This window comes from Luteibacter sp. 22Crub2.1 (assembly GCF_900167995.1).
Classification (GTDB): domain Bacteria; phylum Pseudomonadota; class Gammaproteobacteria; order Xanthomonadales; family Rhodanobacteraceae; genus Luteibacter; species Luteibacter mycovicinus.
Genome location: NZ_FUYT01000018.1, coordinates 35,401 through 48,886, shown reverse-complemented (window position 1 = coordinate 48,886; position 13,486 = coordinate 35,401). Strand labels below are relative to the sequence as shown.

Annotated in this window: 10 protein-coding genes; 3 read left to right on the top strand and 7 right to left on the bottom strand. The window is 65.4% G+C overall.

The window, feature by feature from the left end:
* Positions 1-3: 3 nt before the first annotated feature.
* The 5 genes from B5X73_RS17775 to B5X73_RS17755 form a co-directional block, all read right to left on the bottom strand.
* The gene (locus B5X73_RS17775; protein WP_217699790.1) at positions 4-981 is read right to left on the bottom strand and encodes a hypothetical protein; all 978 of its coding nucleotides are present in this window, start codon (positions 979-981) and stop codon (positions 4-6) included.
* Positions 982-992: 11 nt separating this feature from the next.
* The gene (locus tag B5X73_RS17770; protein WP_139382826.1) at positions 993-2,090 is read right to left on the bottom strand and encodes a hypothetical protein; all 1,098 of its coding nucleotides are present in this window, start codon (positions 2,088-2,090) and stop codon (positions 993-995) included.
* 172 nt (positions 2,091-2,262) lie between these two features.
* Positions 2,263-2,982 (bottom strand): pseudouridine synthase, encoded by a 720-nt coding sequence (locus B5X73_RS17765; protein WP_036109873.1) that lies wholly within the window; start codon positions 2,980-2,982, stop codon positions 2,263-2,265.
* Positions 2,983-2,986: 4 nt separating this feature from the next.
* Positions 2,987-3,760, bottom strand: a complete 774-nt coding sequence (locus B5X73_RS17760) for an ABC transporter permease (protein WP_079522748.1) — start codon at positions 3,758-3,760, stop codon at positions 2,987-2,989.
* Complete coding sequence (locus B5X73_RS17755; RefSeq protein WP_079522747.1) at positions 3,757-4,689, bottom strand: ABC transporter ATP-binding protein; 933 nt, start codon at positions 4,687-4,689, stop codon at positions 3,757-3,759. Before B5X73_RS17755 ends, B5X73_RS17760 begins: the two co-directional genes overlap by 4 nt.
* An 82-nt stretch (positions 4,690-4,771) precedes the next feature.
* Between B5X73_RS17755 and B5X73_RS17750 the strand changes: the two genes are divergently transcribed.
* A complete protein-coding gene (locus tag B5X73_RS17750; RefSeq protein ID WP_079522746.1) occupies positions 4,772-5,518 on the top strand; it encodes an FAD-binding oxidoreductase in 747 nt (248 codons plus the stop codon).
* Between the two features lie 65 nt (positions 5,519-5,583).
* Entirely contained in the window at positions 5,584-6,810 is a 1,227-nt protein-coding gene (locus tag B5X73_RS17745) for a peptidase MATCAP family protein (RefSeq protein WP_254857328.1), read from the top strand.
* 10 nt (positions 6,811-6,820) lie between these two features.
* Here B5X73_RS17745 and B5X73_RS17740 read toward each other — a convergent pair whose 3' ends face one another.
* Both B5X73_RS17740 and B5X73_RS17735 read right to left on the bottom strand, forming a co-directional pair.
* A complete protein-coding gene (locus B5X73_RS17740; RefSeq protein WP_176167882.1) occupies positions 6,821-8,917 on the bottom strand; it encodes a reprolysin-like metallopeptidase in 2,097 nt (698 codons plus the stop codon).
* A gap of 125 nt (positions 8,918-9,042) precedes the next feature.
* Complete coding sequence (locus B5X73_RS17735; RefSeq protein ID WP_079522743.1) at positions 9,043-10,929, bottom strand: reprolysin-like metallopeptidase; 1,887 nt, start codon at positions 10,927-10,929, stop codon at positions 9,043-9,045.
* A 196-nt stretch (positions 10,930-11,125) separates the two neighbouring features.
* On the opposite strand from B5X73_RS17735, the gene B5X73_RS17730 reads away from it, so the two are divergent.
* Positions 11,126-13,426 (top strand): NADP-dependent malic enzyme, encoded by a 2,301-nt coding sequence (locus B5X73_RS17730; protein WP_036109889.1) that lies wholly within the window; start codon positions 11,126-11,128, stop codon positions 13,424-13,426.
* Positions 13,427-13,486: the final 60 nt, after the last annotated feature.

The following is a 13,486-nucleotide window of genomic DNA, read 5'->3' as shown; positions in this document are numbered from 1 at the left end:
TTGTCACGAGTTGCAGGCCTCGGCTTCTTCGGCGGTGGCGGTCGTTGTCTCGGCGCGTTCGATGGCGCCGGCCGCTCTCAAGGCTGAACGGGTTCGACCCAGGTTCTCCTTCGTGATCTGCTCGTTGGTGTACGCGTTGCGGCTCGATCGGAGCTCGATAGAGGCTCTACGGCTTTTCGCGATCGGATCGTCGCCGACGGGCTTGATCGTGACGACGCGGTTACCGACCACCATCTTCTCCGGCTCGATCATCTGGTGAATCGACCCGTTGATATCGTAGCGGCTCGCAAGCTCATTGAATGCCGCTTTGCATGACGCGCAGACTGTCTTGCTGACGAAGCCATCGACCGTTCCGCCTGCGCTTACGGCGCCCTCCCGGATGTCGACATCCATGCGGCGAACGATCTTCAGTTCGGCGTCGTTCGCATGCGATGCGACATCGCCGAAGTTGGTTTCCTCGATACCTCCCTCTACATCCGGCAGGGACGTTGCACGCACATCCCCCGGTGCGTCGTTCGTGTAGAAGACGGTTTCTTTCGCCTCCTGTCCCGGGAGCTCATCGATGGAGGCATTGCCTGTCGACGCATCGGTATCGTTGGTGTCGGATGCCGAGGAACCGCTGCCCTTTTCCTTCTTGGAAATGCCGACATCGGCAATGGTTTTCATAGAACGACCGCTTCGGGCGTGGTAGACGGTTCTGTAAGTTCTGCCGTTTTTTTCGTAGGTATATTCAATGCGTGCGACAGTGGCCCCGACGAGTTCGCGCCGGATGTAGCTGATCGTGTTTCGATTGGCGCTGGCGGCCATGCCCGGATAGTCAGTGGCCAGCATCGAGCGCATCGCATCGACGTGCGAACGGCCTTCCGCGGCTAGCTCACTGACTGCGTTGCCGTCGGCCATATCGATCGTGATAGTGCCGGCAGACGTGCTCCATGGCGCGACCGCCAGGGTGAGCGCGAGGAGTATGGCGTGCGGAGCCATAACGAAAGTCTTCATGGGGAAATCCTGCAGCTGAGTCGGGTGGAGCGCTCGGACGCGACCTGCGCGTCGGCCTCATCGATATCGCCATGGGTGGCAAGGCGCTCGGTGACGAATGCGTCCGCGGTTTCGATGAACGAGGCCATATCCATGAACACCAGAACCACGCCGATAAGGCGCGCCAGGTTGGCGAGGCCATGGTGCGGGTTCTCATGCATCGGAATTCCCGACATGTCGAGCCGCAGTTGTCGACGGAACCACGCGAGTACGCCACGGTCCGTCGCGGCGATAAAGCAAAGTGGCCGGTCGTTCTCCAGCGCTTCGGGGCCCGTCGGCTCGCCGGGGCGCGCGGCGTTTCCCTGGCAATAGCCTTTGGAGGTGAAGTAGCCGCTGGCATCGGCGTAGGCTGCGGCAACGCGCGCCAGTCGATACGCCGCAGGAAGGCGTTGTGCGGCTGTACCCTTCATCTGTGCGCCCCGTAGATCGAGCGATCCACGTAACCAGGTGGTCAGATAGCGCAGATCCGCGTCGGGAATGTTGTCGGGGTACCTTTGGTTCATGTATCGCGCGAGAACGTCTGGCTTGATCGCCATGCGCGCGTAGTCTTCGGGCGGGTTGGCGGCGACTGCGTCGCGCAGCATTTGCAAGGCGAGCGCATAGCCAGCGGCGGCGGTGATCGCCGAGCCGCTCATGTCCCGCGCCTTCCAGAAGATATCGGGGTCGATGCCTGCTTTGATCGCATTGGCGGCCGCCTCGCGGCCGCGGTAGTCGCGCGCGGCGGTAGGTTCCAGCGTGACTTCCTCACCGGGTCGGGCCTTGGTGAGGCCTGTCTGCAGGCGCAGCGCGTTCAGCGCGGCGTCGCCATCGGCCGCGCCCGCCGGCTGCATGGCGGCCAGGTATTCGTTCCATGCAGGCGTATTCGTGACGAGTGGCTGCTCAACCAGGTCGCTATAGGGCGAAGCAGGCGTCTGCAGGAACTGAGCGAGGAAGGTGGCCGTATCGGGCTCGATCGCCCGTGTCGTACCCATGATACGGATACGTGCGGCGAGGTATTCGTTGTAGGCGTCGACGGGCGCGGCGGCGCTTGCCGCGGTTGACGCGCTGAACAGCACGGCGACGATGGCCGGCCGGAGGGGTGACTTCATGTCGGGATCGTCCTTGATGTGGTGCGCGCTGCCACTCCGGCAGGCGGGCACCATTGTCCATCAAGGATTCGTTTGCGCGTGTCGGCGCAACCGGTATCGCTCAGTCAACCTTACGCTGATGCGTCGTAGGCGAAACTACCTACCATTGGGTCCGCGAGGGCAGGAGGCCCTTCAGTTCGGCTTCGGTCAGGTTGCGCCACTGGCCGGGCTTCAGGTGCCCCAGCTTCACGTTGACGACGCGCACGCGCCGCAACTGGGTCACCCGGTAGCCGAACTCGGCGGCCATCAGGCGGATCTGCCGGTTCAGACCCTGCGTGAGGATGATGGCGAAACCGAACTTCGCGATCTTCCTCACCTTGCACGGCCGGGTCATCTGGCCGTGGATGCGCACGCCCCTGGCCATGCCCCGAAGGAACTCGTCGGTCACGGATTTGTTCACCGCCACGAGGTATTCCTTCTCGTGGTTGTTCTCCGCCCGCAGGATCTCGTTGACGATGTCCCCGTTGCTGGTCATCAGGATGAGGCCTTCGGAGTCCTTGTCCAACCGACCGATCGGAAAGATGCGCTGCGGATGGTCGACGAAGTCGACGATGTTGCCGTCGACGGTCTGGTCCGTCGTGCAGGTGATACCGACCGGCTTGTTCAGTGCGATGTACACGCCGCGGCTTCTGGACGGGCTTGCGATCAGCGTGCGCGCGACCACCACCTCGCCATCGACCTTGACCACGTCGCCGTCGAGCGCCTTGGCGCCCGTGCTCACGACTTCGTCGTTGATCGTGACGCGGCCGGCGATGAGCAGCTCGTCGGCCTCGCGTCGCGAGCAGAGTCCCGCCTCGCTGATGTACTTGTTGACGCGCATCGGCTTACGAACGCATTCCGACGCCGCGGCTGAGCAGGCGCAGCGCCACGGCCGACAGGCCGACCACGAAGACGATCATCACGATGAACGCGGTGACGATGGGCACGTCGCTGACGCCGAGCACGCCGAAGCGGAACGCGTTGACCATGTACAGGATCGGGTTGACCAGCGAGATCGAGCGCCACGGCTGGCCGAGCAGGTCGACCGAGTAGAACACGCCGCCCAGGTAGGTCAGCGGGGTGAGCACGAAGGTCGGGACCAGCGCGATGTCGTCGAACTTCTTCGCGAATACGGCATTGACGAAGCCGGCCAGCGAAAACACCGTGGCACCCAGCACGACCGACAGGAAGGTGATGACCGGATGGGACACGTGCAGGTCGGTGAAGAACAGCGCGATCAGCAGTACCAGTGCGCCGACGACCACGCCACGCACGACGGCGCCGATGACGTAGCCGAGCAGGATCACCCAGTTGGGCATCGGCGACACCAGCATCTCTTCCACGTAACGGCCGAACTTGGCGCCGAAGAAGGATGACGAGATGTTGCCGTAGCTGTTGGTGATGATGCTCATCATGACCAGACCCGGCACGATGTACTGCATGTACGTGAAACCATGCATCTCACCGATACGGCTGCCGATCAGCTTGCCGAAGATGACGAAGTACAGCGTCATCGTGATGGCCGGCGGGATCAGCGTCTGCGTCCAGATACGCATGATGCGCATGATCTCGCGACGGACGAGAGTGCCCAGCGCGACGAGGTTGGTGGAGGCGCTCATGCCGCGTTCTCCCGGCCGTGCTCGACCAGGCGGACGAAGAGTTCCTCCAGCCGGTTGGACTTGTTGCGCATCGAGGTCACGGTGACGCCGTGACCGGAGAGCGTGGCGAACAGGGAGTTGAGGTCGTGTGAGCGGGACATCTCGGCTTCGATGGTGTGGTCGTCCAGGACGCGCAGCACCACGCCGGCCGGGGTCGGCAGGTTGGCCGGCACGCTGGCCACGTCGAGCACGAAGGTCTCGACGTCGAGGGTGGCGAGGAGGCTCTTCATCGACGTGTTCTGGACGATGCGGCCCTGGTCGATGATGGCGATGTTGCGGCAGAGCTGTTCCGCTTCCTCGAGGTAATGCGTGGTGAGGATCACCGTCGTGCCGGCCTCGTTGATGCCCGAGACGAACTGCCACATCGAGCGCCGGATCTCGATATCGACACCGGCCGTCGGTTCGTCGAGGATCAGCAGCTTCGGCTCGTTCATCATCGCGCGGGCGATCATGAGGCGGCGCTTCATGCCGCCGGACAGGGTGCGCGCCTGCAGGTGCGCCTTGTCCCACAGGCGCAGCTCCTTCAGGTACTTCTCGGCGCGGACCCGGGCTTCCCCCCGGCCGACGCCATAGAAACCGGCCTGGTTCACGCAGATGTCGAAGGGCTTCTCGAACTGGTTGAAGTTGATCTCCTGGGGGACCAGGCCGATCAGGCGCATCGCGTCGCTGCGGTGCTTGTGGATCGATACCCCGAAGATCTCGGCGTCGCCCGAGGTCGAGTTGACCAGGGAGGACAGGATGCCGATGAGGGTGGATTTGCCGGCACCGTTGGGGCCGAGCAGGGCGAAGAAATCCCCCGGCTGGACGGTCAGGGAGATGCCCTTGAGGGCCTCCACGCCGTTGCCGTAGGTTTTCCGGAGATTCGTGACGTGCAGAGCGGGGATGGTCATGGGCTGCGCCGGGATGACAAGCCGCCTATTATACCGGGCTTTGCCGGGTCCCCTCGTTCCCTGGCGTCAACAGAGACTTTCCATGGCCGAACAATTCGAGCTCCGTCTGACCGACAGCTTCATGCTTGCCCCCTCGGTCCGGCACCTGTCGTTCGAGCGGGTGGACGGTCAGCCGCTGGCCTTTGCCCCGGGCCAGTTCCTGCAGGTCCACTTCCACTACGACGACGGCAAGGCGACCAAGCGCAGCTACTCGGTCGGCAGCGTGGGTGACGGCAGCGGCCCGGTCCAGCGGATCGAGATCGCCGTGAGCTATGTCGAGGGCGGGGCAGCGACGAAGCTGCTGGGCGACCTGGAACACGGCCAGACCGTGGACGCCAGCGGCCCTTACGGCCGCTTCTGCCTGATGGACGGCGACCGGAACACGCGTTACATCCTGATCGCCACGGGCACCGGCGTGACCCCGTACCGGGCCATGCTGCCGCAGATCGAGGCCCTGATCGCCAGTCGCGGCTGCCGTTTCGTGCTGCTTTACGGCGCCCGCAACGAGGGTGAACTGCTCTACGGCGAGGAGTTCGAGGCCTTCGCGCGCAAGCATGAGGGCTTCACCTTTCACGCCTGCCTGTCCCGCGGCGCCCGTCCCAGTCCGCGTCCGCACGACCGCCTGGGTTACGTTCAGGACATGCTGGCGGAGCTGGAGCCCAGCGCCGAGGGGGATATCGCCTATCTCTGCGGCAATCCCAACATGGTCGATGCCGCGTTTTCGGCACTGAAAGACCATGGTCTGCCCGTCCAGCATATTCGCCGGGAGAAATACATCTCCTCGCGCTAAACTCGCCCCCCATGCACGCCTACGCCGCCCCGTCTGACCTCTCTGCCGAGATGCGGCGGTACGCGATGCTCGACCAGCGCCTGCTCGCTGCCGTCCGCGCCATCCGTATCCTGCCCACGGTCTCCTGGCCCGCCTCGGTCGAAGAACGCCTGATCGCGGAGTTTGGCGCCGGACGGCTCTCGGTCCCGACCATCGCGTACCACCCGCCGCAACTGGGCGACACGCGCGCCGAGCTGGAAGCGATCGAGACCGAAGCGTCCGAGGATCATCCGATCGCCGACTACCTGCGGCGCACGGCCGAGTCGTGGCGGATCGCCACGCAGATGCTCGAGTCCGCCGGCACCGACGGCGTCACGCAGGCATCCGTCGCGCTTTACGGTCGCCCCGGCGATGCCATACCCGGCAGCAACCGCAGCAACCTCGATGCCGCCCGCTATTTCGTGGACCTGGCCGACGAACTGGGCGCGGATCTGGAAACCGAAGACGCCACCGGCAACATCCCCGCGGAAGAGCTGCGCCGCGACATGGCCTCCCAGCTGGACGCTTTCTTCTCGCCAGGCACCATCTCCGTCGAGGTGGATCCGGAGCTGACCGCGAAGGCGGCGGCCGGTGCGACCCGCATCCGTCTGCGCGGTGGTATCCGTTTTACCGAATACGATCGTCACCAGCTGCTGGCCCATGAGGCCTTCGTCCATTCGCTTACCGCGTTGAATGGTCGCGAGCAGCCGGTCCTGGCATCGCTGGCGCGCACGTCGCCACGTGTCACCGCGACGCAGGAGGGCCTGGCGGTGTTCGCCGAGCTGATGTCCGGCGCCATCGATATCTCGCGGCTGAAACGAATCAGCCTGCGCATTCTGGCCATCGACATGGCCCTCAACGGTGCCGATTTCGTCGAGGTGTTCCGGTACTTCCGTGAGTGCGGGCAGAACGTCGCCGACAGCTTCCACTCGGCACAGCGCGTCTTTCGTGGCGTGCCGCTCAGCGGCGGCTCGGCGTTTGCGAAGGACAACGTCTACCTTACCGGCCTGCTCGCGGTGCACACCTTTTTCCGCTGGGCGTTGCGTCAGCGCCGCCTCGACCTGCTGCGCAACCTCTTCGCCGGCAAACTGGCACTGCACGACGTCATGAGCCTCGAAGCGCACTTCGCGAACGGCGATATCGCGGCCCCTCGCTATCTCCCGCCGTGGATGCAGCACGTGCACGGGCTGGCGGGGAAGCTGGCCTTCTCGCTGTTCGTGAATCACATCCACATGGCGGGCGTCGAGGCCGAGGAAATCTCGCTCGGCCTCTGAGCGGCTCCGATCAACGGATACGGAAGTCGCCGGGCGACAGGGCGAAGAAGGGCGTGCTCGTGTCGCTACAGGCAACCGACAGTCGGCCGCGCATCGTTGGCGCGACGGTCCCGGGGATGGTGAAGCGCGCCGTTCCGTTGTTCCTCACACGGGTGAGCAGGTTCTCTTCGAGCCAGCTTTCGCCGCCGTCCACGGATAGCCTGACGTCCACCCTCGTGCAGGAAAGCGGGGGCTTGTCGGTGCCGGCGACGCGCCATTTCACGGCGATCGCCTTGCCGCGGCTGAGCGTTGCGCTTTTCCGGGGAGCGACGACCTCGAATGCGGCGCCCGTGTCGACGACGTCGACCGTGATATCGCGGCTGACGACGTGCGCCAGCTGGTCGAGGTTGTCGCGTGCGGTGAGCCGGAAGTTCAGCGTGCGATCGCGCATGGGGAAGGTGTCACCGCGACCGATCGGCTCCTTGCCAAGCAGCACCCCGGTCGCCGGGAAGGTCTGGCTTCCGCTGGCAGTGGGGCGTCGCGACCGGAACAGCGGTCCGTTGCCGGTATCCGTGAGTTCGGCCGTGGTCTGAGCGCGGCCGCGGTCGATCTGCTCGAACGTGTACGTAGGTGTGGCACCGGCATGCACGTAGCTCAGTGCCCCCGCCAGTTCGAACGGTGTCCGCGCGGGGACCGCCACATAGGACGGGTAGCTGGTGTCGACCATCGGGGTGCGGATCGGGTTGACGCGGGTGGCGGCGCACGATCCGCCTTCGGAATCCAGCCACGCGCGGATCTCTCCGATGCTGCGGCCGTGGAAGTAATCGTCCGAGCGCGTCTGCAGGTTGGCGGACGTGATGCCGGCGTAGCCCATGATCGTGGAGCCGCCGCCGGGCTCTACCGCTGCATCGGGCTCACGCTGATCCGACCCGGGGTCGGCGATGTTGAAGGTGTGTTGTCCGCCGAACTGGTGGCCCAGTTCATGGGCGACGTAATCCACATGGAAGGTGTCACCGAAGGGATCGGCGCTGCCTGTCATGCCTGCCGCCTTATCCGCGCCACCGTCTTCGTAGTCCTGATCGGTGACTTTCGTTCCCGGCCGTATGTCGATCGTGCGTGTTGCGTTAAGACATGTGTTGCCGATGCGTCCCGCCAGTCCCGCGGTGCCGGAAGCGACAGCATGCACGAGATGGCCGACGTCATAGTTCTCGCGGCCCAGTGTCTGCGCGGCGACGGCGGCGTTGCGCAGGACGAGCTGGTCGTCGTCCCCGAGACCTTTGAAAGGGTCCGTGTCCTTATCCGCGAAGATGAGTCGGTCGTTGTTCTCCGCCAGCTGGAAATGCACGCCCAGGTCGTTCTCGTAGATCGCGTTCAGCCGGTTGACGACCTTCGCCACGCCGGCCAGGCCATCCTCGACAGTGCCGCCCATCTTCGCGACGTAGTCGCTGCTGGCGCTCATGGCGATGCGAAACGTTCGCAGGAGCTGGCCGCTGCCGGTGCGTGCCTTGCCTGCCCGCGTTCCCGGCGCGGCGGTGGGAAGGCCGCCGCCGTGCGGCGTTGTCTCGCGCAAAGCGGGACCTGCGGGTGCATCCGCTCGCCGGAATACGACGTGGATGGCCGGGGAATGTCGCGAGCGAGCCCCGGGGGCGCGTTTTACCGGCGTTTCGGGCTGAACGATCCAGTCGCCGGCGCGATCGGTCACACGAGCATGCACCGCGCCGGCCGCATCGATGTCGATACGCGCGGTGCGCCCTTCGGCATCGCGACCGATCATGCTGCGCAGCCCGGGAAAGCGCGCGGCCAGTCCGGGGGGCAGTACGCCCGAGTCCTCGAGGGTGAAGCGAGTGGCGCCGCTAACGGGCAAAGGAAGCTCGATGGTCTGCGCGGTCTGGCTGCTGCGCCCGACCGCCCGCGCTTGCCCGAAGGCGGCCAGACCGTCGGCGCGCAGTGCGACACGTCGCTGATGAACGGGAGAGCTGGTCGTCGCCGCTGACCGGGCACTTGCGCCAGCACGCGTCACGTCCGACCAGAGCGCCTGAGGAGTGGCATAGGCGACCGGGAGGCCGGATAGCAGCGCAGTGATGGCCGTGAAGATTACGAGGCGTCGGGGAGGGGAGTACAGGGACATGGAATTCCTTTTCGCGTGGGGACGCGTCGAGATGCGATGTGGGTGGACGTGCTCCATGACGCCACACGTGCGTGGTCAACATCTGTAGGGGAATCCCGATAGACCGCTAAGCGATGGCCTTCGCGTCACGGCGCGCGGATCACAAAAGGGCCTGGCGATACCGCGAAAAAAGGTCGCCAGTCGCAACGAAGACGAAGACGGGCGACATCGCTCGTCACTTCCGTGGGAAGCCGCACTGTCGCCGAGCCGTTATTCGGCACGTCCGTGGCCAGCGACGTTTCAAGCCAGTGCGAGCCGGCATCCACCGAGAGGTCGACATGCAGGAAGTGACAGGAAATCGGCTTCTCCGTGGTGCCCGCCACGTCCCAGCGGATGTCGAGCGCGCCACCGGCGACGGCAACGATCCCGGCGGCCGGTGCCGCCATCGCAAAAGCGCGCCCCGTATCCACGACCCGCACCCGCCTGTCCGCGCTGGCGAGCGTGGCCGTCGCGCCGGCGTTGTCACGCACCGTCAGGCGGAAATGCAGGTCGCGCGATGTGGTTGGCAAGGTTTCTCCCGGACTCGCCCGCTCGTCACCGAGCAGTACCGGAAGACGAGGGAAGGTGCGTTGCGGCGTCGATGATGGGGCGAAGGAGCGAAACAAGGGCCCCTTCCCGTCGTCGACGAGCGGCCCCCGCTGCCCTGTCCCCGCATCCATCTGCTCCCAGGTATAGGTCAGGCGATCGCCGGGGGATGCCGCTTCCACGGCGGCGTCGAGGGTAAACGGCGTACGCGCCGGAATCACGGTGGTTTCGGCCAGCGGCACGGGATCGATCCAGGGTGCGACGGCGGATGTCAGGCGTCGCCCGGCGCAACGCCCGCCGCGCGATCCGAGCCACGCCTGGATCTGCTCGATGCTTCGGGCGTGAAAGTACAGGCCCGGGCGCGGCTGGAGCCAGTGGTCTTCCGTGCCGCAGCCCGACGTGGCGTAGCCCATGATCGTGCTGCCGCCACCCGGTTCCACGGCGCTGTCGTCGAGTGTGATGCGCCGGCACGCATCGGCGGTCGGCCATGCGCCGAGCTGGCGTCCGAGGACGTGCATGAAATAGCCGAAGGCATGCGATGACCCGGCCGGGTCTCCATGTCCGCTCCACGCGGCGGCCTTGTGCGTGGCGAAGAAGTCCGCATCGCGTGCGTCGCTGCACGATGTGCCGACATGACTGTCGCCGCCCTCGAACGTGCTGAAGGCATGGCCGATATCGTAGTGACGCGATCCGATTTCCCGGTCGATCAGCGTGACGGCCGCCGGGCCGGGTTCATGCGTTTCGAACAGGTCGCCACGCGCGCTTGCGACGACGATGCGGTGGTTGCGATCCACCAGGGTGAGATGGACACCCAGGTCGGTTTCGAGCACCTCGTTGGCGCGGTTGACCAGATGGACGATCTCCGCGAGCGCGCTGGCGACGGTACCGCCGTTCCTGGCGACGTAACGGCTGCTCGCGGCGACGGCGAGCCGGAAGTCGTAGCGCACGATGCCTCCCTGGCGCGCGCTCCGCCGACGTTTCAGGGGCGTGACCGCCTCGGTGGGTGCCTGCCGCGTCTGGGCGGCGCCACCCGTTTTGGTGACTGGCGTACTCGCGTTGCCGAGGGCAAGGAAGTCTTCCGGCTCCCTCTTCCACGTGTCGCCGGGGCGGATGAGCCACTCCGTACTGCCCGACCGGACGCTCGCCCGGATACCGCGCGGGGAGAGGTCGAGACGAAGCGTGCGGCCTTCGTCATCCTCGCCACGGAAGCTGCGAAGGCCGGGAAATCGCTTCACCAGCCCGCGCGGCAACGTGCCGGAATCGCGGACATGAAAGACGCGCGCGCGACCGTCCGCCAGTGGAAGGACGACATCGGTGCCGGGGCGCGGTGCCAGCGGGAGCCGAAGAAGCCGCTGACGCAGGGCCGTTTCGTCGACGGTGACCGTGGCAGCGAGGGCCCAGCCCGGGGCGAGAAGAAGCGCGAGAACCGAGGGAGCGATAAAACGCATGAGGACGGCCGGGAGACGGGAAGGGCCGACCACGTTAGGGAGCGGGGCGCCCCGGTTCTGCCGGATTCCGCAAGGCAGAAATGTAGGTTTTTCATATCACTGGATGTCGCAATGCAACACACCGCGACGCGGGAGAACCGCGGTCGCGGTGCTAACATCGCGGGCTACTTTCCCACCTAAGCTCCCACAGGACTCCATGGCCATCTCCGAGGAACTGAGGCAAGCCGCTCTCGAATATCACCGTCTTCCGCGCCCCGGCAAGATCAAGGTCACGCCGACGACGTCGCTGCTCACGCAGCGAGATCTCTCGCTCGCGTACTCGCCGGGTGTCGCCGCCGCCTGCGATGAGATCGTCGCGAATCCGACCTCCGCCGCCGAGCTCACCGCGCGCTCCAACCTGGTGGCGGTGATCACCAACGGCACGGCGGTGCTCGGTCTGGGCAATATCGGTGCGCTGGCCAGCAAGCCGGTGATGGAAGGCAAGGGCGTGCTGTTCCAGAAGTTCGCCGGGATCGACGTGTTCGACATCGAGATCGACGAGACCGATCCGGACAAGCTGGTCGATATCATCGCCAGTCTCGAGCCGACGTTCGGTGGCATCAACCTCGAAGACATCAAGGCACCGGAGTGCTTCATCGTCGAGCGCAAGCTGCGCGAGCGGATGAAGATTCCCGTGTTCCACGACGACCAGCACGGCACCGCGATCATCGTCGGCGCGGCGGTCATCAATGCGCTGCTGGTCACGGGCAAGAAGATCGAAGACGTGAAGCTCGCCACCACCGGCATGGGCGCCGCGGGCATTTCCTGCGTCGACATGCTGGTGACGCTGGGCCTCAAGCGCGAAAACATCCTCGCCTTCGATCGTGACGGCGTGCTGCACAGCGGGCGCACCGATCTGGATCCGGACAAGCAGCGTTACGCGCGTGACACGGACAAGCGCACGCTGGCCGAGATCGTCGAAGGCGCGGATATTTTTCTGGGTCTTTCCGCCGGCGGTATTCTCAAGCCGGAAATGGTCGCCACGATGGCCGACCGCCCCATCATCTTCGCGCTGGCCAATCCGAATCCGGAAATTCTGCCGGAAGACGCCAAGGCCGTGCGTCCCGACTGCATCATGGCGACGGGCCGCTCGGATTATCCGAACCAGGTCAACAACGCGCTGTGCTTCCCCTACCTGTTCCGCGGCGCGCTCGACGTCGGTGCCTCCGTCATCAACGAACCGATGAAGGTGGCCTGCGTCAAGGCCATCGCTGAGCTCGCACGTCGCGAAGCGTCCGACGTGAGTGCGCGCGCCTACGGTGGCAAGCCGCCGAGTTTCGGTCCCGAATACCTGATTCCGCAGCCGTTCGATCCGCGTCTGCTGATTCAGCTGCCGCCGGCGATCGCCAGGGCGGCGATGGATTCCGGCGTGGCCGAGCGTCCCATCGAAGACTTCCCGGCGTACATCGAAACGCTGACCAGCTTCGTCTTCCGTACCGGCCTGCTGATGAAGCCGGTGTTCGAGCGGGCGAAGGCCGATCCCAAGCGCGTCGTCTACGCTGAAGGCGAAGAAGAAACGACGCTGCGCGCCGTGCAGACGGTGGTCGACGAAGGCCTGGCCAAGCCGATCCTGGTCGGTCGCCCCGACGTCATCGAAAAGCGTATCGCGCGCGCAGGCCTGCGTCTGAAACCCGGCATCGACTTCGAGATGTGCAACATCCATTCGGATCCGCGTTTCGAAGACTACTGGCGTCTGTACCACTCGATCATGGAGCGCCGCGGGGTCACTCCCGCGTCGGCCAAGGCGGTGGTGCGTTCGCGTCCGACGGTCATCGCGGCGCTGATGGTGGAGCGTGGCGAGGCCGACGCGATGATCTGCGGCCTGGTCGGCACCTACCAGAGCAAGCTCGAATACATCGCCGACATCATCGGCCTGGACGAGGGCGTTTCGGAGGCCTCGGCCATGGCCGCGGTGGCGACGGAGAAGGGCACGTTCTTCTTCCTCGACACCTACGTGCAGGAAGATCCCAGTGCCGAGCAGATCGCCGAGGCCACGCTGCAGGCCTCCATCCGCCTGAAGCTGTTCGGCATCCAGCCCAAGATCGCCCTGCTGTCCAGTTCCAACTTCGGCAGCCGCGAGACCCGCAACTCGCGCAAGATGCGCGAGGCGCTCAGTCTGATCCGCAAGAGCGTCCCCAAGCTGGAAGTCGAGGGTGAGATGCAGGCGGACGTGGCGCTCAACCCCGAACTGCGCGAGCGGATCTTCCCGAACTCGCGGCTGGAAGGTAAGGCCAACGTCTTCGTCTTCCCGAACCTGGATGCCGCCAACACGGCCTACAACATGGTCCGCACCCTCTGCGACGGCGTCGTCATCGGCCCGATTCTCATGGGCGTGGCCAAGCCGGCGCACATCCTGACGCCCCAGGCGACGGTCCGCCGTGTGGTCAACATGACCTCCGTGGCCTGCGTCGAGGCGCAGATCCGTGCGGGTAAGCCCAGGACGGTCGTAAACGACTGATTGCCGGGTTTATCACGAGGCAAATCCCCATACCGCCGCGTATGCGAATACGTTGCGGTA

Bases quoted from the DNA above. Each gene is read 5' to 3' on its own strand.
- B5X73_RS17775 (WP_217699790.1), bottom strand. From the start codon at position 981: ATGGCTCCGCACGCCATACTCCTCGCGCTCACCCTGGCGGTCGCGCCA.
- B5X73_RS17765 (WP_036109873.1), bottom strand. From the start codon at position 2,982: ATGCGCGTCAACAAGTACATCAGCGAGGCGGGACTCTGCTCGCGACGC.
- B5X73_RS17760 (WP_079522748.1), bottom strand. From the start codon at position 3,760: ATGAGCGCCTCCACCAACCTCGTCGCGCTGGGCACTCTCGTCCGTCGC.
- B5X73_RS17755 (WP_079522747.1), bottom strand. From the start codon at position 4,689: ATGACCATCCCCGCTCTGCACGTCACGAATCTCCGGAAAACCTACGGC.
- B5X73_RS17750 (WP_079522746.1), top strand. From the start codon at position 4,772: ATGGCCGAACAATTCGAGCTCCGTCTGACCGACAGCTTCATGCTTGCC.
- B5X73_RS17745 (WP_254857328.1), top strand. From the start codon at position 5,584: ATGCTCGACCAGCGCCTGCTCGCTGCCGTCCGCGCCATCCGTATCCTG.
- B5X73_RS17740 (WP_176167882.1), bottom strand. From the start codon at position 8,917: ATGTCCCTGTACTCCCCTCCCCGACGCCTCGTAATCTTCACGGCCATC.
- B5X73_RS17735 (WP_079522743.1), bottom strand. From the start codon at position 10,929: ATGCGTTTTATCGCTCCCTCGGTTCTCGCGCTTCTTCTCGCCCCGGGC.
- B5X73_RS17730 (WP_036109889.1), top strand. From the start codon at position 11,126: ATGGCCATCTCCGAGGAACTGAGGCAAGCCGCTCTCGAATATCACCGT.